General features: G+C 72.8%; 22 protein-coding genes and 1 pseudogene. 9 read left to right on the top strand and 14 right to left on the bottom strand.

Going from position 1 to position 24,197, the window contains the following annotated elements:
* Positions 1–531: 531 nt before the first annotated feature.
* The 6 genes and pseudogenes from proC to B079_RS0122210 all read right to left on the bottom strand — a co-directional run.
* The gene (gene proC / locus B079_RS0122235) at positions 532–1,344 is read right to left on the bottom strand and encodes a pyrroline-5-carboxylate reductase (protein ID WP_026248943.1); all 813 of its coding nucleotides are present in this window, start codon (positions 1,342–1,344) and stop codon (positions 532–534) included.
* Positions 1,345–1,412: 68 nt separating this feature from the next.
* The gene (locus B079_RS0122230) at positions 1,413–2,183 is read right to left on the bottom strand and encodes an ABC transporter permease (protein ID WP_018548047.1); all 771 of its coding nucleotides are present in this window, start codon (positions 2,181–2,183) and stop codon (positions 1,413–1,415) included.
* Positions 2,180–2,980: an ABC transporter ATP-binding protein gene (locus tag B079_RS0122225; protein WP_018548046.1), complete on the bottom strand. Its 801-nt coding sequence runs from the start codon at positions 2,978–2,980 to the stop codon at positions 2,180–2,182. Before B079_RS0122225 ends, B079_RS0122230 begins: the two co-directional genes overlap by 4 nt.
* A gap of 102 nt (positions 2,981–3,082) precedes the next feature.
* On the bottom strand, positions 3,083–3,868 hold the full coding sequence (locus B079_RS0122220) for a class I SAM-dependent methyltransferase (RefSeq protein ID WP_026248942.1): 786 nt from the start codon (positions 3,866–3,868) through the stop codon (positions 3,083–3,085).
* A 68-nt stretch (positions 3,869–3,936) separates the two neighbouring features.
* Complete coding sequence (locus B079_RS0122215; protein WP_018548044.1) at positions 3,937–4,458, bottom strand: hypothetical protein; 522 nt, start codon at positions 4,456–4,458, stop codon at positions 3,937–3,939.
* A gap of 44 nt (positions 4,459–4,502) precedes the next feature.
* Positions 4,503–4,742, bottom strand: a pseudogene (locus B079_RS0122210) (SH3 domain-containing protein); the annotation flags it as partial.
* A gap of 188 nt (positions 4,743–4,930) precedes the next feature.
* On the opposite strand from B079_RS0122210, the gene B079_RS0122205 reads away from it, so the two are divergent.
* Positions 4,931–7,039 carry a serine/threonine-protein kinase gene (locus B079_RS0122205; protein ID WP_018548042.1) on the top strand — a complete coding sequence of 703 codons (2,109 nt, stop codon included), beginning with the start codon at positions 4,931–4,933 and terminating at the stop codon, positions 7,037–7,039.
* A gap of 46 nt (positions 7,040–7,085) precedes the next feature.
* Here B079_RS0122205 and ilvD read toward each other — a convergent pair whose 3' ends face one another.
* The 4 genes from ilvD to B079_RS0122185 all read right to left on the bottom strand — a co-directional run bounded on the left by ilvD (position 7,086) and on the right by B079_RS0122185 (position 12,053).
* Positions 7,086–8,939 carry a dihydroxy-acid dehydratase gene (gene ilvD / locus B079_RS0122200; RefSeq protein WP_018548041.1) on the bottom strand — a complete coding sequence of 618 codons (1,854 nt, stop codon included), beginning with the start codon at positions 8,937–8,939 and terminating at the stop codon, positions 7,086–7,088.
* Between the two features lie 149 nt (positions 8,940–9,088).
* Positions 9,089–9,694 carry a TetR/AcrR family transcriptional regulator gene (locus B079_RS0122195; protein WP_018548040.1) on the bottom strand — a complete coding sequence of 202 codons (606 nt, stop codon included), beginning with the start codon at positions 9,692–9,694 and terminating at the stop codon, positions 9,089–9,091.
* On the bottom strand, positions 9,691–10,485 hold the full coding sequence (locus B079_RS0122190; protein ID WP_018548039.1) for a TIM barrel protein: 795 nt from the start codon (positions 10,483–10,485) through the stop codon (positions 9,691–9,693). Before B079_RS0122190 ends, B079_RS0122195 begins: the two co-directional genes overlap by 4 nt.
* Positions 10,486–11,120: 635 nt before the next feature.
* A complete protein-coding gene (locus tag B079_RS0122185) occupies positions 11,121–12,053 on the bottom strand; it encodes a Ppx/GppA phosphatase family protein (RefSeq protein ID WP_018548038.1) in 933 nt (310 codons plus the stop codon).
* Positions 12,054–12,124: 71 nt separating this feature from the next.
* Between B079_RS0122185 and B079_RS0122180 the strand changes: the two genes are divergently transcribed.
* Positions 12,125–12,979, top strand: coding sequence for a hypothetical protein (locus B079_RS0122180; RefSeq protein ID WP_018548037.1), 855 nt, complete (start codon positions 12,125–12,127; stop codon positions 12,977–12,979).
* Positions 12,980–13,038: 59 nt separating this feature from the next.
* On the opposite strand, the gene B079_RS0122175 is transcribed toward B079_RS0122180, so the two are convergent.
* On the bottom strand, positions 13,039–14,727 hold the full coding sequence (locus B079_RS0122175; RefSeq protein ID WP_018548036.1) for a BACON domain-containing protein: 1,689 nt from the start codon (positions 14,725–14,727) through the stop codon (positions 13,039–13,041).
* Between the two features lie 284 nt (positions 14,728–15,011).
* Here B079_RS0122175 and radA point away from each other — a divergent pair, with 284 nt between their 5' ends.
* Both radA and disA read left to right on the top strand, forming a co-directional pair.
* Positions 15,012–16,421, top strand: coding sequence for a DNA repair protein RadA (radA, locus tag B079_RS0122170; protein WP_018548035.1), 1,410 nt, complete (start codon positions 15,012–15,014; stop codon positions 16,419–16,421).
* A gap of 79 nt (positions 16,422–16,500) precedes the next feature.
* Complete coding sequence (gene disA / locus B079_RS0122165) at positions 16,501–17,625, top strand: DNA integrity scanning diadenylate cyclase DisA (RefSeq protein ID WP_026248940.1); 1,125 nt, start codon at positions 16,501–16,503, stop codon at positions 17,623–17,625.
* A 125-nt stretch (positions 17,626–17,750) separates the two neighbouring features.
* Here the strand turns inward: disA and B079_RS0122160 are convergent, their stop codons facing one another.
* Entirely contained in the window at positions 17,751–18,602 is an 852-nt protein-coding gene (locus B079_RS0122160) for a hypothetical protein (protein ID WP_199779948.1), read from the bottom strand.
* A gap of 181 nt (positions 18,603–18,783) precedes the next feature.
* On the opposite strand from B079_RS0122160, the gene B079_RS0122155 reads away from it, so the two are divergent.
* From B079_RS0122155 to cseC, 5 genes are all read left to right on the top strand, one after another.
* Positions 18,784–19,659 (top strand): A/G-specific adenine glycosylase, encoded by an 876-nt coding sequence (locus B079_RS0122155; protein WP_018548032.1) that lies wholly within the window; start codon positions 18,784–18,786, stop codon positions 19,657–19,659.
* Positions 19,660–19,926: 267 nt separating this feature from the next.
* Entirely contained in the window at positions 19,927–20,466 is a 540-nt protein-coding gene (locus B079_RS0122150) for a SigE family RNA polymerase sigma factor (protein ID WP_018548031.1), read from the top strand.
* Positions 20,467–20,507: 41 nt separating this feature from the next.
* The gene (locus B079_RS0122145; RefSeq protein ID WP_018548030.1) at positions 20,508–21,104 is read left to right on the top strand and encodes a hypothetical protein; all 597 of its coding nucleotides are present in this window, start codon (positions 20,508–20,510) and stop codon (positions 21,102–21,104) included.
* Between the two features lie 51 nt (positions 21,105–21,155).
* Positions 21,156–21,857, top strand: coding sequence for a two-component system response regulator CseB (cseB, locus tag B079_RS0122140; protein ID WP_018548029.1), 702 nt, complete (start codon positions 21,156–21,158; stop codon positions 21,855–21,857).
* An 11-nt stretch (positions 21,858–21,868) separates the two neighbouring features.
* Entirely contained in the window at positions 21,869–23,227 is a 1,359-nt protein-coding gene (gene cseC, locus B079_RS0122135; RefSeq protein ID WP_018548028.1) for a two-component system sensor histidine kinase CseC, read from the top strand.
* A 13-nt stretch (positions 23,228–23,240) separates the two neighbouring features.
* On the opposite strand, the gene B079_RS0122130 is transcribed toward cseC, so the two are convergent.
* Both B079_RS0122130 and B079_RS32575 read right to left on the bottom strand, forming a co-directional pair.
* Positions 23,241–23,687: a VOC family protein gene (locus B079_RS0122130; RefSeq protein ID WP_018548027.1), complete on the bottom strand. Its 447-nt coding sequence runs from the start codon at positions 23,685–23,687 to the stop codon at positions 23,241–23,243.
* A gap of 36 nt (positions 23,688–23,723) precedes the next feature.
* A complete protein-coding gene (locus B079_RS32575; protein WP_037801722.1) occupies positions 23,724–24,188 on the bottom strand; it encodes a helix-turn-helix transcriptional regulator in 465 nt (154 codons plus the stop codon).
* Positions 24,189–24,197: the final 9 nt, after the last annotated feature.

Genomic DNA, 24,197 nt, shown 5'->3' with positions numbered 1-24,197 from the left:
GGAGACGGGGTATCAACTAAATCTGGCGTTGATTTTTGGCACGCTGTTGAGTTCTCAAGGAACGGTCGCTTCCTTTGTACTCACCCTCTCGGGCTTTCCTCCGGGCTTCCCTTCGGTGTTTCCGACTCTATCAGACCGTTTTCCGATCCGATTTCCTCGGTGCTTTCCAGGTTCTCGCTCTCGCGTTTCCCTTTCCGGCGGTTCCGACTCTATCAGATCCTTTTCGGTGTCTGACCCCCAGTCAGCGGGGTTTGTCTTCCCGGCCTCGCGGCCGTTCCGACGAGTGAGACTTTAGCGGATTCCCGGCCCCCGAAGCCAATCGGGGTTCCTGCGCTCTTTCGAACACGGATTCCTCATTTCGCACAGGCGCACACCAGAACACGCGACGCCTGAGCGTCGATGTCGAGTGGGCCTTGCGGAATGGCTGTCCGGGGACCGACCGGGGTCGGCTCTCACGTCGGACAACTCGGAGAACATTACGCACCCTGGGAGGGAGTGTCAACCCCCTCCTGCGAAGAATCTTGGTGCGGGTCAGTCCTTCTTGCCGGAGGCCAGCTCACGGCTGCGATCGCGGGCCGCTTCCAGGGCGGCGATGAGGGCGGCGCGCACCCCGTGGTTCTCCAGCTCGCGGATGGCGTTGATGGTCGTACCGGCCGGCGAGGTGACGTTCTCGCGGAGCTTGACCGGGTGCTCGCCGCTGTCGCGGAGCATCGTGGCGGCGCCGATGGCGGACTGGACGATCAGCTCGTGCGCCTTGTCGCGGGGCAGGCCGAGCAGGATGCCCGCGTCGGTCATGGCCTCGACCAGGTAGAAGAAGTACGCCGGGCCCGAGCCGGACAGGGCCGTACAGGCGTCCTGCTGGTTCTCCGGGACGTGCAGGGTCTTGCCGACGGCGCCGAAGATCTCCTCGGCGGTGGCGAGGTGGGCGGCGGTGGCGTGGGTGCCCCCGGAGATGACGGACATGGCCTCGTCCACCAGGGCGGGCGTGTTCGTCATGACGCGGACGACCGGGGTGCCCTCGGCCAGGTGCTCCTCGATGAGCGAGGTGGGGATGCCCGCGGCGCCGCTGATGACCAGGCGGTCGGCGGGGACGTGCGGGGCCAGCTCGGCGAGCAGCGTGCCCATGTCCTGCGGCTTGACCGTGAGGATCAGGGTGTCGGCGGTCTTGGCGGCCTCGGTGTTGGTGACCGGGGTGACGCCGTGGCGGGCGCGGAGTTCTTCGGCGCGCTCGGGGCGGCGGGCGGTCACCAGGAGATCGGCGGGGGCCCAGCCCGCCCGGATCATTCCGCTGAGCAGGGCTTCGCCGATCTTGCCGGTGCCGAGGACTGCGACTTTCTGGCTCATGCGGTTCATCCTCGCACCGGCACCTTCGCGTGCGGGGTGTTGTCCGGTGGGCGGACCCCCGGCGGGGTTCAGTCCGTGCGGCGGCGCAGGGTGGCCGCTCCCAGGGCGAGGACCAGGAGGGCGCAGCCCGCGACGATCAGGATGTCGCGGAGGAAGGTCGTCGTCGTGTCGGTGTGGTGGAGGACTTCGTTCATGCCGTCGACGGCGTACGACATGGGGAGGACGTCGGAGACCGCCTCCAATACCGGGTGCATGTCGGGGCGGGGGGTGAAGAGGCCGCAGAGCAGGAGCTGGGGGAAGATCACCGCGGGCATGAACTGGACCGCCTGGAATTCCGAGGCCGCGAAGGCCGAGACGAAGAGGCCGAGGGCCGTGCCGAGCAGGGCGTCCAGGAGTGCGACCAGGAGGAGCAGCCACGGCGAGCCGGTGACGTCGAGGCCGAGGAGCCAGACGGCGAGGCCGGTGGCGAGCGCGGACTGGACGACCGCGACGGCGCCGAAGGCGAGGGCGTATCCGGCGATCAGGTCGGCCTTGCCCATCGGCATCGCCAGCAGGCGCTCCAGGGTGCCGGAGGTGCGTTCGCGCAGGGTGGCGATGGAGGTCACCAGGAACATCGTGATCAGCGGGAAGATCCCGAGCAGGGACGCGCCGATGTTGTCGAAGGTGCGGGGGCTTCCGTCGAAGACATAGCGCAGCAGGACCAGCATCAGGCAGGGGACCAGGAGCATCAGGGCGATGGTCCTCGGGTCGTGGCGGAGCTGGCGCAGGACGCGGGCGGCGGTGGCGGTCGTACGGCCGGGGTTCAGGGCGGCTGCGGGCGCCGGGATCGTCGTGCTCATCGGGTGGTCTCCTTGGCGCGGTCGGTGGCGGCGGCCTCGTCCACGAGGTGCAGGAAGGCGGCCTCGACGGTGTCCGTGGCGGTGCGGGTGCGCAGGTTCTGCGGGGTGTCGTCGGCGAGGACGCGGCCGTCGCGCATGAGGAGGAGGTGGTCGCAGCGCTCGGCCTCGTCCATGACGTGGGAGGAGACGAGGAGGGTGGTGCCCCGCTCTGCGGCGAGGCTGTGGAAGAGGGTCCACAGGTCGCGGCGGAGGACGGGGTCGAGCCCGACGGTGGGTTCGTCCAGGACGAGGAGTTCGGGGGTGCCCAGGAGGGCGACGGCGAGGGAGACGCGGCTGCGCTGACCGCCGGAGAGGTTTCCGGCGAGGGCGTCGGCGTGGGAGGTGAGGTCCACGTCGGCGAGGGCGCGGGTGACGTGGGTGTGGCGGCGCTCTGCGGCGGCGCGGCCGGGGTCGAGGATCGCGGCGAAGTAGTCGAGGTTCTGGCGGACGGTGAGGTCGTCGTAGACGGAGGGGGCCTGGGTGACGTAGCCGAGGCGGTGGCGCAGGGCGGGGTGGCCCGCCGGGTGGCCGAGGACGTCGAGGGTGCCGGTGACCTTGGCCTGGGTGCCCGCGATGGCGCGCATCAGCGTGGATTTTCCGCAGCCGGAGGGGCCGAGGAGGCCGGTGATCCGGCCGCGCGGGACGGTGAAGGCGAGGTCGTGGAGGACGGTGCGGGGGCCGCGTACGACGGTGAGGGCGGAGGCGTGGACGGCGGGGGTGCGGGCCGGTGGGGGCTCGTCGTTCAGGACGTTATTCATCACGTGATGAATAATTCTCCTGTGGCGTGGCGGCGTCAAGGGCCAGGTGCGCGAAACGGCGGTCCGACATACAGATGTCGGACCGCCGTTTCGCGGGGGGCGTCAGGGGGTGACGGCGACGAGCAGATACACGTCGTACGTCTCCTCGACCACGCCGTCCGGGAAGACCTTCAGCAGGTGGGCGCGCTCCTCGGTCATGAAGGCGGTGCGCTCGTCCTGCGGGGTGAGGAGGAAGGCGGAGTGGCTGGCGATGTTGGCGAGGTGGACGTCGAGCGGGACGCGGCGGCTCCAGCGGACGACGCGGCGCTCGAAGTCCAGCCGTCCGCTGGGGTCGGCCTGCCCGGTGCGGTCCGCCGCCTTGCGCTTCTCGGCGGGGATGTCGAGGCCGAAGAAGCGTCCGGAGCGGTCGGCGGCCTCGGAGATCCACGCGATGTCGACGGCGTCGGTGTTCCACCACAGCGCGAGCGCGCCGCCGGGGCGCAGGACGCGCAGCGCTTCCGGGACCGAGCGGGCGGGGTCGGTCCAGTGCCATGACTGGGCGTAGGTGAGGAGGTCGGCGTGGGCGTCGGCGACCGGGAGGGCGTTGCCGTCGCCCCGGACCAGGGGGACGTCCGGCAGGGTCCGGCGGAACTCGGCGGCCATGCCCGCGCCCGGTTCGACCGCGAGGACGCGGGCGCCGCGCTCGTGCAGCAGACGGCTCGCGATGCCGGTGCCCGCGCCCACGTCCACGGCCCGGGCGCCGGCCAGGGGGCGGCCGGACAGCTCCTCCAGCGCGTCCAGGAGGGCGGGCGGGTAGGAGGGGCGGTTCGCGCCGTACTGGGCGGCTGCGGCGTCGAAGGAGCGGGCGCGGGCGGCGGCGGACGGCAGCGGGGCTTCGCGTGTGGTCATGCCGACCATGGTGCGCGGGGTGGGGCGGGGGTGGACAGGGGGATCCGGCGTGCCGTGCCCCCGGCGCCCTACTTGCCGCGCTTCTTCTTCGCCTTCGCTGGGTTGCCCGTGCGGCGGGAGCGGGTGCGGTCGTACTCGGCGCGGGCCTTCTCGTACTCGGCGCGGGCGAGCCGTTCGCCGGGGGCCTCCAGGAAGGAGCGGCAGGCGTAGGCGGCGAGGGAGCCGACGAAGCCGATGGCGAGGAGGCCGCGCAGGGAGGCCTGGCGGTCGGGGTCGGGGCGGCGCTCGTAGCTCTGCCAGGTGGTGCCGAAGGCGAGCGCGCTGCACACCGCGAACATGGCGACGACCAGGACGGTCACGAAGGAGCCGGTACCCGCGATCTGGAGGCCCTGGTAGGCGAAGCGCAGGACCAGGCAGGCGACGGCGGCTGCGACGAGGGCGCCCAGCGAGGTACCGGCGCGGCGGGCCGCGTACCCGTCGGTGTGGTCCACCCATGAGGTGCCGTAGAACCGCAGGGGCTCGGGGCGGGGGCCCGCGTCGCCGCCCCCGGCGCGGGTCTTCTCGGGGCTGGTGCCGGTTTCGTCGCTCACGAGGCGATTATCGCGGGCGGGGGCGGCGGGGTGCGGGCCGGGGTTCAGCCGCAGCGGCCGGCCACGTAGCCGTCGCTGCCGGTGTGGACGTAGGCGTCGGAGACGAACTCGCCGGAGCCGATGTTGTCCCAGATGTTCGAGGTGCCGTAGTAGCCGGTGACGGTGGTGCCCGGGGACTGGCAGTTGATGGTGACCCGGGCGCCCTCGGGCAGGACGCGGACGAGTGCGTAGCCGGTGCCGGGGCCGCTGCGGACGTTCAGGCGGACGCCAGGGGCGACGGGATAGGACATGGTTTACCTCCCCCATGGCGCCCTCGGCAGGTGCGGGGCGCCGGTGATTCCTTCAGGAACGACGCGCTTCCGCACAGGTGTTCGGGGCGCGTACGCGGAGGGTAGCAAGCCTCCGCCGTCTCGTACGGGCGATCGACTAGGCTCCGAGCGACGCGCGCGGACGAACAGCACGGGGGTGGTCCATGGCGCCACAGCGCAGCTTCGGACCGGGCGCGGAACCGGAACTTCCGGAGTACGCCGGTCACTACCGTCTGGAGTCGCGGCTCGGGTCGGGTGGCATGGGTGTGGTGCATCTGGCCCGCAGCGGTTCCGGGATGCGGCTGGCCGTCAAGGTCGTGCACGCCGAGTACGCGCGGGACGACGAGTTCAGGGGGCGTTTCCGGCAGGAGGTGGCGGCGGCCCGGCGGGTGAGCGGTGCCTTCACCGCGCCCGTGGTGGACGCCGACCCGGAGGCCGAGCGGCCCTGGATGGCGACGCTGTTCATCCCGGGTCCGACGCTCGCCGAAGAGGTGAAGCGGAACGGCCCGATGGAGCCCGGTGAGGTACGGCGGCTGATGGCCGGGCTCGCGGAGGCGCTGCGGGACATCCACCGGGTCGGTGTGGTGCACCGGGATCTCAAGCCGGGCAACGTACTGCTCGCGGAGGACGGTCCGAAGGTCATCGACTTCGGCATCTCGCGCCCCAAGGACAGCGAACTGCGCACCGAGACGGGCAAGTTGATCGGGACACCGCCGTTCATGGCGCCCGAGCAGTTCCGTCGGCCGCGTGAAGTGGGCCCGGCGGCCGACGTGTTCGCGCTGGGCTCGGTGATCGTGCACGCGGCGACCGGGCGCGGTCCGTTCGACTCCGACAGTCCCTATGTCGTCGCGTACCAAGTGGTGCACGACGAGCCGGATCTGACCGGGGTGCCCGGCAACCTCGTTCCGCTGGTGCTGCGTTGCCTCGCGAAGGAGCCCGAGGACCGGCCCTCGCCCGACGAACTCATGCGCGTGCTGCGGTCGGTGTCGGCGTCGTACGACACGCAGGCGTTCATACCGGCTCAGCGGGACGCGCCCGTCGTCGAGGAGACCGAGGACGCCGCGGAGCCCGGGGAAGAGGCGGCGGGAGGCCCGCGCCGGTGGACGCGGGGCCGCATCGCGCTCGTGGCGGGCGCGCTCGTCCTCGCCGGGGGTGCGGGGCTCGCCACGGCGCACTGGTCCGGGGCCGGGCAGGCGACGCCCCGGGTGCGCCCGATGGCCACCGAGGACCGCGTCACCGAGTGGCGCTCCCCGGCGCTCACCCAGGGCACCGGCACCCCCCGATGCACCTATGGCGCGGGCGAGTTGCTGTGCATCGCGCCCGGTACGGCGGCGAGGCTCGATCCGCGGGACGGCACGGTGCGGTGGCGGCGCTCCTTCGCGGGCGCCCTGTGGAGCGATCCGCCGGTCCTGTCGGGCGGGCTGCTGCAACTGCGCGACCAGGAAGGCCGGGTGACGGCGCTCGACCCGTCCTCGGGCGAGACCCGGTCGCGTCGGCAACTGCCCCGGGACACGGGGGCGGTGTACGCGGACGACACCCGGCTGGTGAGCGGTCTGGACGGCCGGATCACCGGCGTGGACAGCGCCTCGGGGCGGACGCTGTGGCAACACGCGCTGCCGGACCGGGTGTTGCCGCGCCTGGACTCCTTCGGCGCGGATGCCGGGGGCGGCACCGCCTACGCCACGGTCGTCTCCGACGACGGCAGCGGTACGCGGGTCACCGCGCTCGACCCGGCGTCGGGCAAGGAGCGGTGGAGCGCCCAGCTGTCCGGGGCGCTCCAACCCGTGGGCGCGGAGGGCGGGTTCGTCTACTTCCTCGCGGCCGATCCGGTCCACGGCGACACCAGCGCGGTGGTCCGCTACGCGGTGAAGTCCGGTGTGGTGCGCCGTACTTCACTGCCGGTCGCCGTCGCGGGCGCCCAGGCCGCCGTCCGTGACGGGGTGGTGTACCTGCTCGCGGAGGGCGGTGGCCTGGACGCGGTGGACACGGGTGCGGGCAGGCGGCTGTGGCACCTGGAGACCTCGGTGAGCCGGGGCTCGCGGCCGGTCACCGACGGCCGGTATCTGTACTTCTCCGCCGCCGACGGCCGGCTGCTCGCGGTGGACGCCCGGCACGGGAGCATCGCGGGGCAGACACGGCCCCGTTTCGGGGCGCGTACGGACCTGGTGTCGGCGGGGCTGCCGGTGCCGGTGCTCGCACGGGGAGCGGTGTACGCGGCGGCTCCCGACGGCACGGTGTTCGCCCGGGACACGCGCGACCCGTCCGGCTGGTGACGCGGAAAGGGGCCGGTGTGCACCGGCCCCTCTCGTTGTCGTCGGGTCAGCCCAGCAGGCTCACGTCCCGCACCGCGCCCCGGTCGGCGCTGGTGGCCATCGCGGCGTAGGCGCGCAGGGCGGCGGAGACCTTGCGGTCGCGGTTCGCCGGGGCGTAGACCCCGCCCAACTCCTCGTCGCGGCGGGCAAGTTCGGCCTCGTCCACGAGGAGTTCGATCGTGCGGTTCGGGATGTCGATGCGGATGCGGTCGCCGTCGCGGACCAGGGCGATGGTGCCGCCGGAGGCGGCTTCCGGGGAGGCGTGGCCGATGGAGAGGCCCGAAGTGCCGCCGGAGAAACGGCCGTCGGTGATCAGGGCGCAGGTTTTGCCGAGGCCGCGGCCTTTGAGGTACGAGGTCGGGTAGAGCATCTCCTGCATGCCGGGGCCGCCCTTGGGGCCCTCGTAGCGGATGACGACCACGTCGCCGTCCTTGACCTCCTGGGTGAGGATGCGCTGGACGGCCTCCTCCTGGGACTCGCAGACCACGGCCGGGCCCTCGAAGGTCCACACCGACTCGTCGACGCCCGCGGTCTTCACCACGCAGCCGTCGACGGCCAGGTTGCCCTTGAGGACCGCGAGGCCGCCGTCCTTGGAGTAGGCGTGCTCGGCGGAGCGGATGCAGCCGCCCTCGGCGTCGTCGTCCAGCTCCGCCCAGCGCTCGGACTGGGAGAACGCCTCGGCGGAGCGCACGCAGCCGGGCGCCGCGTGCCACAGCTCGACCGCCTCCGGGGAGGGCGAACCGCCGCGCACGTCCCAGGTCTTGAGCCAGTCGGCCAGGGACGGGCTGTGCACCGCGTGCACGTCCTCGTTGAGCAGTCCGGCGCGGTGCAGTTCGCCGAGGAGGGCGGGGATGCCGCCCGCGCGGTGCACGTCCTCCATGTAGTACGTGCGGTTCTTGGCGACGTTGGGCGCGACCTTGGCCAGGCACGGGACGCGGCGGGAGACGGCGTCGATCTGCTCAAGACCGAAGGGGACGCCCGCCTCCTGGGCGGCGGCGAGCAGGTGCAGGATCGTGTTGGTGGAGCCGCCCATGGCGATGTCCAGCGCCATGGCGTTCTCGAACGCCTGGAAGGAGGCGATCGAGCGGGGCAGGACCGTCTCGTCGTCCTGCTCGTAGTAGCGGCGGGTGATGTCCATGACCGTGCGGGCCGCGTCCTCGTACAGCGCCTTGCGGGCGGTGTGCGTGGCGAGGACCGAGCCGTTGCCCGGCAGGGAGAGGCCGATGGCCTCGGTCAGGCAGTTCATCGAGTTGGCGGTGAACATGCCGGAACAGCTGCCGCAGGTCGGGCAGGCGTTCTCCTCGATGCGGAGGATGTCCTCGTCGGAGATCTTGTCGTTGACCGCGTCGGAGATCGCGTCGACCAGGTCCAGGGTGCGCACCGTGCCGTCGACCAGGGTGGCGCGGCCGGACTCCATGGGGCCGCCGGAGACGAAGACCGTCGGGATGTTCAGGCGCAGGGCGGCCATCAGCATGCCCGGGGTGATCTTGTCGCAGTTGGAGATGCAGATCAGGGCGTCGGCGCAGTGGGCCTCGACCATGTACTCCACCGAGTCCGCGATCAGGTCGCGGGAGGGCAGGGAGTAGAGCATGCCGCCGTGGCCCATGGCGATGCCGTCGTCCACGGCGATGGTGTTGAACTCGCGCGGGATGCCGCCCGCCGCCCGGATCGCCTCGCTGACGATCCGGCCGACCGGCTGGAGGTGAGTGTGACCCGGGACGAACTCGGTGAAGGAGTTGGCCACCGCGATGATCGGCTTCCGGCCGATGTCCGCACCGGGTACACCCGAGGCGCGCATAAGGGCGCGGGCGCCCGCCATGTTGCGGCCGTGGGTGACTGTGCGGGACCTCAGCTCGGGCATCGTCGCTCGCTCCTTCGGAGAATGACGGTCAGAGAGGCTTCTGACTGCTGCCGAGCGTACGCCGGTCATCCAGCTCTCGGGACGATGTGTCCGGAATGCGGGACGGGTGTCTTGCGGGGGCCTCGTCGCACGGCGGGCTCGGTGGCCGCTCACGTGCCCGTGAGATGCCCCTGCACCACCGGTGCCAGCCGGGCCACGATCCGCTCCACGTCCGCCGAGGCCAGCGGCTCCACCTTGATCACGTACCGCAGCATGGCCGTGCCGACCAGCTGGGCGGCGGCCAGTTCGGCGCGCAGCTCGGCGTCGGGACCGCCGAAGCGGTCCGCGATACGGCCCAGCAGCTGGGCGGCGACCAGGCGGCGGAAGACGGCGGCGGCGCCCTCGTTGTTCACGGCGGAGCGGACGATGGCGAGCAGCGGGGCGCGGGTCGCGGGGTTCTCCCAGATGCCGAAGACGAAGCGGGTGAGCCGCTCCCCCACCGTCTCCAGCGGGCCGTCCGCGAGAGCGTCCGGGGCGGCGAAGGCGGGCGCGAAGGAGACGGTGACGGCCGCCTCGAAGATCTGCTCCTTGGTGCCGAAGTAGTGGTGGACCAGGGCAGAGTCGACCCCGGCGGCCTTGGCGATGCCGCGTACGGAGGTCTTCTCGTAGCCGCGCTCGGAGAACTCCTCGCGGGCCGCGGCGAGGATGCGGTCGCGGGTGTCGCCGGACTCGGTGCGCGGGGGACGGCCCCGGCGGCGCCCGGTGCCGTCGCTCACGGCCGGGGCACCCGGGCGTCGGCCGCGAGGTGGCGGCGGGTGAACTCCAGGGCCTCGGCGAGGTCCGCCTCGCGCTCGGCGCTGGACATCGCGCGGCGGGTGTTGACCTCCAGGACGACATGGCCGTCGAAGCCGGTCCTGGTCAGCCGGTCCAGGACCTCCGCGCAGGGCTGGGTGCCGCGGCCGGGCACCAGGTGCTCGTCCTTGGCGGAGCCGCGCCCGTCGGCGAGGTGGACCTGGCCGAGCCGGTCGCCCATGCGGTCGAGCATGTCGAGCGCGCTGGTGCGGGCGGTGGCGGTGTGGCTGAGGTCGATCGTGAAGTGCCGGTAGTCGTCCTTGGTGACGTCCCACTCGGGGGCGTAGGCCAGCATCTCGCGGTCGCGGTAGCGCCAGGGGTACATGTTCTCGACGGCGAACCGTACGTCCGTCTCGTCGGCCATGCGCCAGATTCCCTCGACGAACTCGCGGGCGTACTGCCGCTGCCAGCGGAAGGGCGGGTGGACGACGACGGTGGAGGCGCCCAGCTTCTCGGCGGCCGACCGCGCCCGGCGCAGCTTGGTCCACGGATCGGTGGACCAGACCCGCTGGGTGATCAGCAGACAGGGCGCGTGCACGGCGAGGATCGGCACACCGTGGTGGTCGGAGAGCCTGCGCAGCGCCTCGATGTCCTGGCTGACGGGATCGGTCCACACCATGACCTCGACCCCGTCGTACCCCAGCCGCCCGGCCATCTCGAAGGCCGTAGCCGTCGACTCCGGATAAACGGAGGCCGTCGACAGGGCGACCTTCACGTCCCTTGGTTCAGCCACGGGGACACCTTACGGGGTGGGGTACGGGGGGTGCGGGGCGTCCCCGGGACGGGAGGGGTACGGGGCTGGTGGGCGGCCGGGGAGCGGGACTGGGTCGGAGACGCCGAAATGGCGGGCGACCCGGGACCAGGGCCTGGGGAGACGGGATCGCCGGGTGCCAGGGCCGGGGCGAGGGCTCGCGGCTGCCAGGGTGGGCGGGCGACCCGGCAGTACGGTCCGGTAGGCGCCGTCGGACGCGACAGCGGAGGGCCGGTCGACGGGTGCCAGGGGGGCGGCGGCCCCAGGACACGGCGGGAGCGATGACGGCGGATCGCCGGGCACTCCGGGGTGGGGCGGCAGGGCCGGCATCTCCTCCCCCGGGCCGGGGCGGACGGCCCACCCCGCCGGGGGCGCCGGGCGGCACCGGCGGCCAGGGGGCACAGCACACGGCGGCGGACTTCACCCTGCAGGCGCCATACGGCACACGCCCTCCCAGGCGCAGCCCGACCGACACCGGCTCCCGGCTCCCGGCTCCCGGCTCCCGGCTCCCGGCTCCCGGCTCCCGGCTCCCGGCCGAGCCTCACCCGGCAGGCCCGGCTCAGCGCAGCCGACCCCCGTAAGCCCGGCGCAGCCGACCCTCACCCCGCGTCCATGTGGTCCAGTCGGCGGAGGATCACGCCCTCGCGTAGGGCCCAGGGGCAGATTTCCAGGCTTTCCACGCCGAAGAGGTCCATCGCGCCCTCGGCGACCAGGGCGCCCGCGAGGAGCTGGCCGGAGCGGGAGTCGGAGACGCCGGGGAGTTCGGCGCGCTGGTCGGCGGTCATGGCGGCCAGGCGCGGCACCCAGGCTTCGAGGGACTCGCGCTTGAGTTCCCGCTGTACGTAGAGGCCGTCGGCGTCGCGTGCGGCGCCCGCGAGGCGGGCCAGCTGCTTGAAGGTCTTGGAGGTGGCGACCACGTGATCGGGGGCGCCGTGGCGGACGAACTCCCCGACCGTGCGGGCGATCTCCGTACGGACGTGACGGCGCAGGGCGCGTACCGAGTCCGGGTCGGGCGGGTCGCCCGGCAGCCAGCCCGCGGTCAGGCGGCCCGCACCGAGCGGCAGGGAGACGGCCGCGTCCGGCTCCTCGTCCAGGCCGTAGGCGATCTCCAGGGAGCCGCCGCCGATGTCGAGAACCAGCAGCTTTCCGGCGGACCAGCCGAACCAGCGGCGCACCGCGAGGAAGGTCAGCCGCGCCTCTTCCGCGCCGCTGAGCACCTGGAGCCGTACGCCGGTCTCGGCCTCGACCCGGGCGAGCACGTCGTCGGCGTTGCGGGCGTCGCGCACCGCGGAGGTCGCGAAGGGCAGCAGGTCCTCCACGCCCTTGTCCTCGGCGGCCTCCAGCGCCTCCCGTACGACCGCCACGAGCCGGTCGATCCCCTCGGCCCCGATCGCCCCGTCCCCGTCGAGCAGCTGGGCCAGCCGGAGGTCGGCCTTGTGCGAATGCGCGGGCAGCGGGCGCGCGCCGGGATGCGCGTCCACGACCAGCAGATGCACCGTGTTCGAACCCACGTCCAGGACACCGAGTCTCATGTACGGAACGCTACTGCCATTACCCCTCCCGACGGCCCCGATCAGGGGTTCCGTCCACTTACCCTGGACCCGTGCCAAAGACGAAAAAGGCGAAGGACGAGAAGGCCGCCAAGCGCGACAAGGCGGACAAAGTGTCCAAGGCGCGCAAGGACGCACCCGTGGACGACGAGCAGGGGCTCGACTTCGCGCGGGCGTGGGTGGAGTTTCCCGACCCGGCGGACGACGAGCAGGTCTTCCGCTGCGATCTGACCTGGCTGACCTCGCGCTGGAACTGCATCTTCGGCAGCGGCTGCCAGGGCATCCAGGCGGGCCGCGCGGCCGACGGCTGCTGCTCGCTGGGCGCGCACTTCTCCGACGAGGACGACGAGAAGCGGGTCGCGGAGCACGTGGCCCGGCTGACCCCGGACATCTGGCAGCACCACGACGAGGGGCTGCGCGGCGGCTGGGTCGCCGAGGACGACGAGGGCTCCCGGCAGACCCGCCCCTTCCAGGGCTCCTGCATCTTCCAGAACCGCCCCGGCTTCGAGGGCGGCGCGGGCTGCTCGCTGCACATCCTGGCCCTGAAGGAGGGCCGCGAGCCGCTGGAGACCAAGCCGGACGTGTGCTGGCAGCTGCCGATCCGGCGGACGTACGAGTGGATCGACCGCCCGGACGACACCCGGGTCCTCCAGGTGTCCATCGGGGAGTACGACCGCCGGGGCTGGGGTCCGGGCGGCCACGATCTGCACTGGTGGTGCACCTCGGCCACCTCGGCGCACGGCGCGGGCGACCCGGTCTACGTCTCCTACCGGGCCGAGCTGACCGAGCTGATGGGCAAGGCGGGCTACGACCGGCTGGTCGAGCTGTGCGAGCAGCGGCTGGCCTCGCGGCTGCCGCTGGTGGCCCCGCACCCGGCGGACCCGGCGCGGCCGGGCGAGTCGGGCTGAGCGCACCCTGTTGATCAAGTCCGGCTGAGCGGACCCCCATCACCCCGGTGAGCCCCCGCTCAGTCGTCCTCCGGGAGCGACGGGTCCTCCTCCGTCGGCGGCGGTGTCTGCGTCGGCGGCGGCGAGGTCGGCGGGTCCGACGGGTCCGGGCTCGGGCTCTCGCTCGGCGGGGGCTCGCTGGTGGGCGGGTCCGTGGGCGGCGGGGTCGGGGAGGCCGGGGGCGTGCTGCTGGGCGGGGCCGAGGTCGCGGGCGGGGTCGTACGGGCCCTGCCGTACCCGGTGATGGTGACGACCGCGCCCGCCGGGGCGACGGCGACCCGGGCGCGCCAGTGCCCGGCGGGTTCGCGCAGGTGGTCCACGTACACCCGGACCGTGAGCGTGTCGCCGGGCGCGAGGGTGCCCGAGGAGCGGCTGAGGTAGAGCCAGGGCTGCCGGGTGGCGGCGGACCAGTGGACCGGGCCCGAGCCGGAGGCGCGCAGGGTGATCAGCGTGGTGTCGCCCTCGGTGGCCGCGCCGATGGTGAGCTGTCCGGCGCCCTTCTCGCCCGCGCCGGAGACGCTGACCACCTCGACGGAGACGTCCGGATCGGCCGAGCCGCCGGGCCGGGGCTCGGGCCTCACGCTCGCGTTGCCCGCGTTCTCGTACGCCCCCGGGCGGTCGCCGTCGAGCGCGTCGGGGCCGCTCGCGCCGGGCGCGGTGGTGGGGCGGCCGTCGTCGGCGGTGGGGGCGCTGCGGTAGGCGGCCCACAGGGCGAGGACGGGGGCGGCGACGACGGTGGCGACCACGGTGGTGGTGACGGCACGCGCGCGGAGCCGGTCGCGGCGGGCCGCGCGGTCCTTGGGGTCCATGGGGAAGCCGCGCCGGTCGAAGCGCGGTACGGCGGCTCCCCGCGCGCGGGGATGGCCCGCGAGCGCCGCGTGCAGGGCGGCGCGGGGCGCCTGGAGGACGGGCAGCTCCGCGGGGGTGACCGTGGCGCCGGGCCAGCGGCCGGGCACGGCGCGCTCGGCGGTGCGGCGGCAGCGCGGGCAGTCGTCGACGTGCCGGACCAGCTCGCGGCGCAGGGCCGCGCTGAGGACGAGACGGCTGTCGCCGGTGAGATGGGCCACGCTCGGGCAGCCGCCGGTCTCGACCACGGCGAGCGCGGCGCGGGTGCGCTCGACCTCGCAGGCGGCGGAGGAGAGCAGATCGCGGGCGGCGGCGGGCTCCAGGCCGAGCACGGCGGCGACCTCGGGGGCGGCGAGCCGGTGCCGCACGGCCAGCTCCAGGGCCTCGCGCTGCTCGGGTGTCGTCCCGGCCGCCTCCGGCCAGGCGAGCAGGGCGAGTTCGCGGCGGCGGCGCTCCTGGACCTCCGGGGAGGGCTGGGGCGCGGCGGGCTCGGCGGGTTCGGCGCCGTGGGCCGGGCGGCCCGCCGCGTGGGTGGCCTGCCGGGTGCGGCGGGCCTCGGCGAGGCCGCGCAGACAGGCCCAGCGGGCCAGCGCGTACAGCCAGGCCCTGCGGTCGGCGGTGGTCCTCGGGACGCGCGGGCCGCGCCGCTCGGCCAGCGCGAGGACTTCGCCGAGGGCGGCGGTGGCCGCGTCGTGGTCGCAGAGCACCGAGAGACAGTAGGTGAACAGACCATCCAGGTACGGCTCGTGGCACGCCGAGGGCCGCCGGGCGATGTTCCGCGCGGCGGCTCGGTCACGCGCCTCCCGGTGCGCCCGGTGTGCGCCGGTGGTGCGGGTCGTGGTCTCCGGACTGCTGCTCCTCACCTGTGCGACCGTAGGCGCCCGCGGAGTGCCCCTTCTTGCACCTTGAGCACTTTTAATCCGTACGGGTGAAACGATCCCTCATAAGGGGACACGGATGCTCCGCTAAGGGGACACGGATGCTCCGCCCGGCGGCTCCCGACCGGAGCATCCGGACCGCTCCCGGATCACCCCCGGGCCTCCCGCGTGCACCCGGACGCCCCGTGTGCGCCCCTGGGCGACGGGAGGCCACCCTCCGAAAAGGCGGGCCCGGGTCCGTTGTCAGTGGGGCCGACTACGGTGTGCGCATGGCTGCCCGTACCAAGACCACCAAGGACCGTCCGTCCTACCGCTGCACCGAGTGCGGCTGGCAGACGGCCAAGTGGCTCGGCCGCTGCCCCGAGTGCCAGGCATGGGGGACGGTCGAGGAGTACGGCACGCCCGCGGTGCGCACGACGGCCCCCGGCCGGGTCACCAGCTCCGCGCTGCCCATCGGCCAGGTCGACGGCCGCCAGGCCACCGCCCGCACCACCGGCGTGCCCGAGCTGGACCGGGTGCTCGGCGGCGGACTCGTGCCCGGCGCGGTCGTGCTGCTCGCGGGCGAGCCCGGCGTCGGCAAGTCGACCCTGCTGCTGGACGTGGCGGCCAAGTCGGCGAGCGAGGAGCACAAGACGCTCTACGTCACCGGTGAGGAGTCCGCGAGCCAGGTGAGGCTGCGCGCGGACCGCATCGGCGCCCTGGACGACCATCTGTATCTCGCCGCGGAGACCGATCTGTCCGCCGTTCTCGGCCACTTGGACGCGGTCAAGCCCTCCCTGCTGATCCTGGACTCGGTGCAGACGGTCGCCTCCCCGGAGATCGACGGCGCCCCCGGCGGCATGGCCCAGGTCCGCGAGGTGGCCGGCGCCCTGATCCGCGCCTCCAAGGAACGCGGCATGTCCACGCTGCTCGTCGGCCATGTCACCAAGGACGGCGCGATCGCGGGCCCGCGCCTCCTGGAGCACCTGGTGGACGTCGTCCTGAGCTTCGAGGGCGACCGGCACGCGCGCCTGCGCCTGGTCCGGGGCGTCAAGAACCGGTACGGCGCGACGGACGAGGTCGGCTGCTTCGAGCTGCACGACGAGGGCATCACCGGGCTCGCCGACCCGAGCGGCCTGTTCCTGACCCGCCGCGCCGAGCCGGTGCCGGGCACCTGTCTGACCGTGACCCTGGAGGGCCGCCGCCCGCTGGTGGCCGAGGTGCAGGCGCTGACCGTGGACTCGCAGATCCCCTCCCCGCGCCGGACCACCTCGGGCCTGGAGACCTCCCGGGTGTCGATGATGCTGGCGGTCCTGGAGCAGCGCGGCCGGATCAGCGCGCTCGGCAAGCGGGACATCTACTCCGCGACCGTGGGCGGGGTGAAGCTCTCCGAGCCCGCCGCCGACCTCGCGATCGCGCTCGCGCTGGCCTCGGCCGCCAGTGACACCCCGCTGCCGAAGAACCTCGTGGCGATCGGCGAGGTCGGCCTCGCCGGTGAGGTCAGACGGGTCACGGGCGTCCAGCGCAGGCTCGCGGAGGCGCACCGGCTGGGCTTCACGCACGCGCTGGTCCCCGGCGATCCCGGCAAGATCCCGGCCGGGATGAAGGTCCTGGAGGTGGCGGACATGGGCGACGCGCTGCGGGTGCTGCCCCGCTCGCGTCGCCGGGAGGCCCCTCGGGAGGCGGAGGAGCGCCGGTAGACTTTGTGCAGGTCTCGCCCGTCCGTACGAAACGCGCGTCGGACGGGAGCGCGTCAGAACCTGCGACCGGAGGAGTGCAGTGGCAGCCAACGACCGGGCAGCAGCTCCCGGAAAGTCCGGTGGGAGTGCCGGTCCCGATGGCCTGATGCGCGCCTCGCTGAGCGCCGTGGCACCTGGTACGGCCCTGCGCGACGGTCTGGAACGGGTCCTGCGCGGCAACACCGGCGGTCTGATCCTGCTCGGCTGGGACAAGACGGTCGAGGCGATGTGCACCGGCGGTTTCGTCCTTGACGTGGAGTTCACCGCGACCCGGCTGCGCGAGCTGTGCAAGCTCGACGGCGGCATCGTGCTCTCCTCGGACCTCTCCAAGATCCTGCGCGCCGGGGTCCAGCTGGTCCCGGACCCCACGATCCCGACCGAGGAGACCGGCACCCGGCACCGCACCGCCGACCGCGTCTCCAAGCAGGTCGGCTTCCCGGTCGTCTCCGTCTCCCAGTCGATGCGCCTGATCGCGCTCTACGTCGACGGTCAGCGCCGGGTCCTGGAGGACTCGGCCGCGATCCTCTCCCGCGCGAACCAGGCCCTTGCCACGCTTGAGCGGTACAAGCTCCGCCTGGACGAGGTCGCGGGCACGCTGTCCGCGCTGGAGATCGAGGACCTGGTCACCGTCCGGGACGTGTCCGCGGTCGCGCAGCGCCTGGAGATGGTCCGGCGGATCGCCACGGAAATCGCCGAGTACGTGGTCGAGTTGGGCACGGACGGGCGTCTTCTCGCGCTGCAGCTGGAGGAGTTGATCGCGGGGGTCGAGCCGGATCGCGAGCTGGTCGTGCGGGACTATGTGCCCGAGCCGACGGCTAAGCGGTCGCGGACGGTGGAGGAGGCGTTGTCCGAGCTGGACGCGCTGAGCCATGCGGAGCTGCTGGAACTGGGGACGGTTGCGCGGGGGTTGGGGTACACCGCGTCTCCTGAGTCGCTGGACTCCTCTGTTTCGCCTCGGGGATTTCGGTTGTTGGCGAAGGTTCCTCGGTTGCCCGGTGCGATCATTGATCGGCTGGTGGAGCATTTTGGGGGGCTGCAGAAGTTGCTCGCTGCCAGCGTGGATGATCTTCAGGCTGTGGACGGGGTGGGGGAGGCTCGGGCTCGTAGTGTGCGGGAGGGTTTGTCCCGGCTGGCCGAGTCTTCGATTCTCGAGCGGTACGTCTAGGGTTTCGGCGGTTCGTTTTCGGGTGCGGGTCCGTTGGGGCTGGTCGCGCAGTTCCCCGCGCCCCCAGGGAGTTTCTGTCGCCCCTTGCTGACAAGAACCCCCTACATCCCTGGCTGCACGTACCCCTAGTCCGCCGACAACACGAACGACGTCTGGGTCTTCTTGAAGCCCGGGGTCCTGGCTTCCAGGAGGTAGGTGCCTGGCTTGGCCTTGTCGGGGTGGGGGGTTTCGCACTTGTCGGTGGTCTGGGCTCGGTCCCACTTCAGGGTGTAGGTGATGCTGTCGCCGGCCGGGACCTTGTAGAAGCGGGCCGCCGCGTTCTTCGGGCAGTCGTCCGAGGACCAGAAGGGGTCGTCGCCGTCGGCCGGGGTGATCGTCAGGATCGTGTGCTGGGGGCCGAGGTCGGTCTTGCAGGCGGCGGAGCCGGTGTTCTTGACGACCAGTTCGAAGGTCGGGGTCTGGTCGGGCGAGTAGGAGTTGTGGACGCTGCGCAGGCTGAGGGTGACCGCGCCGGGGGCGCAGTCGGGCAGCGAGGAGGACGCGGGGATCGTCTCGGCCGTACCGGATCCGCCGCCGGACCCGGAGCCCGTACCGACCGAGCCCGAGCCGGAGCCCGCGCCGCCGGTGCCCGAGCCGTCGCCGGAACCGTCGCCGTCGTCCGAGCCGGAGCCGCCGCCGGAACCCGTGCCGGAGTCGGCGCCCTCGTCGTCGCCGGAGCCCGCGCCGCCGCTCGACTCGTCGCGCCCGCCGGGGTGTTGGCTGATCGCGGGGCCCGAGGAGGAGGGTCCGGGGGTGATCGTGGACGCGGGATTCTTGCCGTTGGAGCCGTCGGCGTTCTTCTTGCCGCCACCGCCGCCGGACGTGACGATCCAGGTGACCAGGAGCGCCAACACGGCGACCACGGACACCAGTACGACCCTCCGTCGCCAGTAGATGGACGAGGGAAGCGGCCCGATCGGATTGCGCAGAGATCCCACGAGCGAACTCTACGAGAGATCACCCCGCCGGACGGCGTCCCCCGCCGCCCCGATGCCAACTTTTCCGGATCATCATCCCGGCAACTGCCGTCAGGGATCGGCCTCTTGCGGGCGATCCGACGCTCCGTGTGCGCACGGTCACCGATGATGACCGCGCGAGCCGTGGCAGGATCGAAGGGTCATGACTGAGAAGCTGCACACCCCCGTGATCGCCTGGTTCGACCTCCACGCCCGCGACCTGCCCTGGCGCCGCCCGGAGGCGGGGCCGTGGGGCGTGATGGTCAGCGAGTTCATGCTGCAGCAGACCCCGGTGAACCGGGTGCTGCCCGTCTACGAGCAGTGGCTGGCCCGCTGGCCGCGCCCGGCCGACCTGGCCGAGGAGGCGCCCGGCGAGGCGGTGCGCGCCTGGGGGCGGCTCGGCTATCCGCGCCGCGCGCTCCGGCTGCACGGCGCGGCCGTCGCCATAACGGAGCGGCACGGCGGCGACGTACCCACCGACCACGCCCAGCTCCTCGCGCTGCCCGGCATCGGCGAGTACACGGCCGCCGCCGTGGCCTCCTTCGCCTACGGCCAGCGGCACGCCGTGCTGGACACCAATGTGCGCCGGGTCTTCGCGCGCGCGGTGACGGGCGTGCAGTACCCGCCGAACGCGACCACGGCGGCCGAGCGGCGCCTGGCCCGTGAGCTGCTGCCCGAGGACGAGAAGACGGCCGCGCGCTGGGCCGCCGCGTCCATGGAGCTGGGCGCGCTGGTGTGCACGGCGAAGAACGAGGGCTGCGGAAGCTGCCCGCTCTCGGACCAGTGCGCCTGGCGGCTGGCGGGCAAGCCGGAGCACGACGGGCCGCCGAGGCGCGGGCAGACGTACGCCGGTACGGACCGCCAGGTGCGCGGGAAGCTGCTCGCGGTGCTGCGGGAGGCGCATGTGCCGGTGCCGCAGGCGGCGCTGGACCGGGTGTGGCACGAGCCGGTGCAGCGGGCCCGCGCGCTGGACGGGCTCGTGACGGACGGGCTCGTGGAGCCGCTGGCGGGCGGTCTGTACCGGCTGCCGCTGAGCTGACGCACCGGAACGTCACAGGGTCCGGGTCCGTGTCACGGAACGGCCGGACCGGCAAACCCCCGCGAACCGGGGCAAAATGACCGTCCTCCTTACCCCGGGCCTACTTCCGTTACACAACCGACGGACAGCCGAGTCCCGGTCGCAGGCTGCTCCGCACAGCCCCGTGACAACAGCTCCGTAGGTTTCTCCCGTGCCCGGCGGACCACCGGGCCGCAAGAGCCGGGCGGCAGCCCGGGCAGCGTGACGGGGAGACGGAGGCGGTCGATCATGGCGCAGGGCGAGGTGCTCGAGTTCGAGGAGTACGTACGCACCCGGCAGGACGCGCTGCTGCGCAGTGCGCGCCGGCTGGTGCCGGACCCCGTGGACGCCCAGGACCTGCTCCAGACGGCGCTGGTGCGGACGTACGGCCGCTGGGAGGGCATCGCGGACAAGCGGCTCGCGGACGCCTATCTGCGCCGGGTCATGATCAACACGCGGACCGAGTGGTGGCGGGCGCGCAAGCTGGAGGAGATCCCCACCGAGCAGCTGCCGGACGCGTGCGTGGACGACGCCACCGACCAGTACGCGGACCGCTCCCTGCTGATGGACATCATGAAGGTGCTGGCTCCCAAGCAGCGCAGTGTCGTGGTGCTGCGACACTGGGAGCAGATGTCCACGGAGGAGACGGCCGCGGCCCTCGGCATGTCGGCGGGCACGGTCAAGAGCACGCTGCACCGGGCGCTCGCCCGGCTCCGCGAGGAGCTGGAGGCCCGCGATCTGGACGCACGCGCGCTGGAGCGTGAGGAGCGGGAGCGTTGCGCGGCCTGAGCGGCGGCGGGTCCGGGGGGGCCCGACGGAGTTCACAGGCGGTGATCACGGCTGCGGCCGCGCTCACCGCCGTCGCCCTTTTCGCCGCCGCGTGCGGCACCGGGGGCACCGGCGCGCGGGACGAGGGCCCGGCGCACGCCTCGGCGGTGGCCGGGGCCGCCTCCCCGACGCCGAGCCCGGCCGGTACGTACAAACGGGTGGACGCGGTGCGCCTGCTGAAGGCCGATCCGGGGGTCTCCGCGGCGGTGAAGAAAGAGCTGAAGCCGTGCGGCGGGGACGACTACCCGGTGGACGTCTCCTACGGCGATCTGACCGGCGGCGACCGGGACGACGTGGTGATCAACGTGCTGACCTGCGCGGACGCGGTCGGGATCGGATCGTATGTGTACCGGGACGACAGCGGCTCGTACAAGAACGTCTTCCGGACCGAGGAGTCGCCGGTCTACGCGGAGATCGACCAGGGTGTGCTGAGCGTGACCAAGCAGGTGTACCGCAAGGGCGACCCCATCTCCAGCCCGTCCGGCGAGGACGTGATCCCGTACCGGTGGAAGACCGGCCGGTTCGTGCAGGGCAAGCCGGTCCACACCGACTACAGCGGCACGGTCGGCGGACAGCCCAGCCCCGTCCCGGACAACTGACGCCCCCCGAGCCGACCACGAGCCGCCGACCACGAGACGGAGAGCATCCGGATGCCAGAGCAGACCCACGTCCTGTTCGTCGAGGACGACGACGTCATCCGTGAGGCCACCCAGCTCGCCCTGGAGCGGGACGGCTTCGCGGTGACCGCCATGCCGGACGGGCTGTCCGGTCTTGCGGCGTTCCGGTCCGACCGGCCGGACATCGCGCTCCTTGACGTCATGGTGCCGGGCCTGGACGGGGTGAGCCTGTGCCGCCGTATCCGGGACGAGTCGACGGTGCCGGTGATCATGCTCTCGGCGCGGGCCGACTCCATCGACGTGGTGCTCGGCCTGGAGGCGGGCGCCGACGACTATGTGACCAAGCCGTTCGACGGGGCGGTGCTGGTGGCCCGGATCCGGGCGGTGCTGCGCCGCTTCGGGCACGCCGGGCACACGGCGGACGGCTCGGGGGCGGAGGCTCATTCCGACGGAATACTGGCCTTCGGGGACCTGGAGGTCGACACCGAGGGCATGGAGGTGCGCCGGGCCGGGCAGCCGGTGGCGCTCACCCCGACCGAGATGCGGCTGCTGCTCGAGTTCTCCGGCGCGCCGGGCACCGTGCTCTCCCGCGACAAGCTGCTTGAACGGGTGTGGGAGTACGGCTGGGGCGGGGACACCCGGGTCGTGGACGTGCATGTGCAGCGGCTGCGGCAGAAGATCGGCCAGGACCGGATCGAGACGGTCCGCGGCTTCGGCTACAAGCTGCGGGCCTGAGCGGAGCCGACATGCCGGGATTCATCCGGCGCCCGGTGCGGCGCATGGCGGGGGTGGGCCTCAGAACGGGGCTGCGGTGGAAGCTGAGCGCGGCGATCGCGCTGGTCGCGGGCCTGGTGGCGATCGGGCTCAGCCTGGTCGTGCACAACGCGGCCCGGGTCTCGATGCTGGACAACGCCCGTGACCTCGCCAACCAGCGGGTGCAGATCGCCCAGCGCAACTACGAGCTGTCCGGGCGCCCCAACTTCCCCAACATCAAGATCGACGACCCGCAGCTGCCGGGTGTGCTGCGGGACAAGGTGGAGGAGGGGCGCCGGGCCAGTTACGTCAGCGACCAGGGCAGCGGGGAGCCGGACATCTGGGCGGCGGTGCCGGTCAAGGGCGGCCATGTGCTGTCGCTGCACAGCTCCTTCCCGGACCGCTCGACCGACGTCCTCACCGATCTCGACCAGGCGCTGGTCATCGGCTCCATCGCGGTGGTGCTCGGCGGCAGCGCGCTCGGCGTGCTGATCGGCGGGCAGCTCTCCCGTCGGCTGCGCAAGGCGGCTGCCGCGGCGGGGCAGGTCGCCAAGGGCGAGACGGACGTGCGGGTGCGGGAGGCCATCGGCGGGGTCGTACGGGACGAGACCGACGACCTGGCGCGCGCGGTGGACGCCATGGCGGACGCGCTCAAGCAGCGCCTGGAGGCCGAGCGGCGGGTCACCGCCGACATCGCGCACGAGCTGCGCACCCCGGTGACCGGGCTGCTGACCGCCGCCGAGCTGCTGCCGCCGGGGCGCCCCACGGAGCTGGTCCTGGACCGCGCCAAGGCCATGCGCACCCTGGTGGAGGACGTCCTCGAGGTGGCCCGCCTGGACGGCGCCTCCGAGCGGGCCGAGCTGCAGGACCTTCTGCTGGGCGAGTTCGTCGCGCGGCGGGTGGCCGCCAAGGACCCGGACATCGTCGTACGCGTGGTGCACGAGTCGGAGGTCACCACGGACCCCCGGCGCCTTGAGCGGGTGCTGTTCAACCTGCTCGCCAACGCCGCCCGGCACGGCAGGCCGCCCATCGAGGTGACCGTCGAGGGCCGGGTGATCCGCGTCCGCGACCACGGCCCCGGGTTCCCGGAGGAGCTGCTGGCCGAGGGCCCGCGCCGCTTCCGCACTGGCAGCGAGGACCGCGCCGGGCAGGGACACGGGCTGGGCCTGACCATCGCGGCGGGACAGGCCCGGGTCCTGGGCGCCCGCCTCACCTTCCGCAACGTACGCCCCCCGGGCGCGCCACCGGGCGTCCCGGCCGAGGGCGCGGTCGCGGTCCTGTGGCTCCCGGAACACGCACCGACGAACACGGGAAGCCATCCGGCGCTGCCCCCCTCCGGGGGCACCGGCTGAGTCCGGTGGCCGGTCAGCAGGCCCAGTCCTTGTCCAGGTCCAGTCCTTCCGCGCGGGGCTGCGTGAACGAGAACCAGTTCCCTGAGTCGTCGCGCAGCAGCGCCTCCGTGCCGTACGGGCGCTCCTGCGGCTCCTGCACGAACTCCACGCCGCGGTCCTTGAGCCTCTTGTAGTCGCCGTGGATGTCGTCGGTGGTCAGCACACCGGCTCCGAGCACCCCCTTGGCCACGAGCTTCTTCACCATCTCGGCGGACTCGGGGTCCATCGCCGGTGGCCGGGGCACCATCAGCGTCAGTTCGACATCGGGCTGCTCGGGGGAGCCGACGGTGAGCCAGCGCATGCCGCCCTCGCCCATCGTCAGGTCCGTACGGACTTCGAGACCGAGCTTCTCGGTGTAGAACTCCTTCGCCCGGTCCTGGTCGAGTACCCAGACGGTCGCGATCTTGAGTCCCTTGATCATGACGTGCTCCTGCTGTTCGCGGTGATCGGTTCCTGCTCAGTCACCGTAAGGAGTGGGGTCCTCGCCGCGCTTCTCCGGAATTGCGCTGTCCGTCCGGGCCGTGCCGGGGCCGTTTCTGAACCCGCCCGCCCAGAGCATGGCGTAGCACCCGGGTATGAGGGCGGCCCCGCGTCCCCCGTGCCGGGTCCGGTACTCGCTGGGGGTCAGGCCGGTCCGCGCCTTGAACCGGGTGGAGAAGGTGCCCAGGCTGCTGAACCCGACCAGATGGCAGATCTCGGTCACCGACAGGCCGGCGGTGCGCAGCAGGTCCTGCGCCCGCTCGATGCGCCGGTGGGTCAGGTACTGCCCGGGTGTCTCGCCGTAGACGTCCTTGAAGGCGCGCAGGAAATGGAACCGCGAGTACCCGGCGTGTGCCGCGACCGCGCTCAGGTCGAGGCCGGGATCGGCCCAGCCCCGGTCCATGGCGTCCTTGGCCAGGCGCATACGGCGCACTTTGTCCATGCGGCCGAT

The sequence above is a fragment of the Streptomyces sp. LaPpAH-108 genome (genome assembly GCF_000373625.1).
GTDB lineage: Bacteria > Actinomycetota > Actinomycetes > Streptomycetales > Streptomycetaceae > Streptomyces.
Note: the sequence above shows the minus strand (reverse complement) of the source record. Positions and strands in the feature narration are given on the sequence as shown.

What these genes read in the sequence shown, in the direction of transcription:
- proC (WP_026248943.1), bottom strand. Translation starts at nt 1,344, where the DNA reads ATGAGCCAGAAAGTCGCAGTCCTCGGCACCGGCAAGATCGGCGAAGCC.
- B079_RS0122230 (WP_018548047.1), bottom strand. Translation starts at nt 2,183, where the DNA reads ATGAGCACGACGATCCCGGCGCCCGCAGCCGCCCTGAACCCCGGCCGT.
- B079_RS0122225 (WP_018548046.1), bottom strand. Translation starts at nt 2,980, where the DNA reads ATGAATAACGTCCTGAACGACGAGCCCCCACCGGCCCGCACCCCCGCC.
- B079_RS0122220 (WP_026248942.1), bottom strand. Translation starts at nt 3,868, where the DNA reads ATGACCACACGCGAAGCCCCGCTGCCGTCCGCCGCCGCCCGCGCCCGC.
- B079_RS0122205 (WP_018548042.1), top strand. Translation starts at nt 4,931, where the DNA reads ATGGCGCCACAGCGCAGCTTCGGACCGGGCGCGGAACCGGAACTTCCG.
- ilvD (WP_018548041.1), bottom strand. Translation starts at nt 8,939, where the DNA reads ATGCCCGAGCTGAGGTCCCGCACAGTCACCCACGGCCGCAACATGGCG.
- B079_RS0122185 (WP_018548038.1), bottom strand. Translation starts at nt 12,053, where the DNA reads ATGAGACTCGGTGTCCTGGACGTGGGTTCGAACACGGTGCATCTGCTG.
- radA (WP_018548035.1), top strand. Translation starts at nt 15,012, where the DNA reads ATGGCTGCCCGTACCAAGACCACCAAGGACCGTCCGTCCTACCGCTGC.
- B079_RS0122155 (WP_018548032.1), top strand. Translation starts at nt 18,784, where the DNA reads ATGACTGAGAAGCTGCACACCCCCGTGATCGCCTGGTTCGACCTCCAC.
- B079_RS0122150 (WP_018548031.1), top strand. Translation starts at nt 19,927, where the DNA reads ATGGCGCAGGGCGAGGTGCTCGAGTTCGAGGAGTACGTACGCACCCGG.
- cseB (WP_018548029.1), top strand. Translation starts at nt 21,156, where the DNA reads ATGCCAGAGCAGACCCACGTCCTGTTCGTCGAGGACGACGACGTCATC.
- cseC (WP_018548028.1), top strand. Translation starts at nt 21,869, where the DNA reads ATGCCGGGATTCATCCGGCGCCCGGTGCGGCGCATGGCGGGGGTGGGC.
- B079_RS0122130 (WP_018548027.1), bottom strand. Translation starts at nt 23,687, where the DNA reads ATGATCAAGGGACTCAAGATCGCGACCGTCTGGGTACTCGACCAGGAC.
- B079_RS32575 (WP_037801722.1), bottom strand. Translation starts at nt 24,188, where the DNA reads ATGGACAAAGTGCGCCGTATGCGCCTGGCCAAGGACGCCATGGACCGG.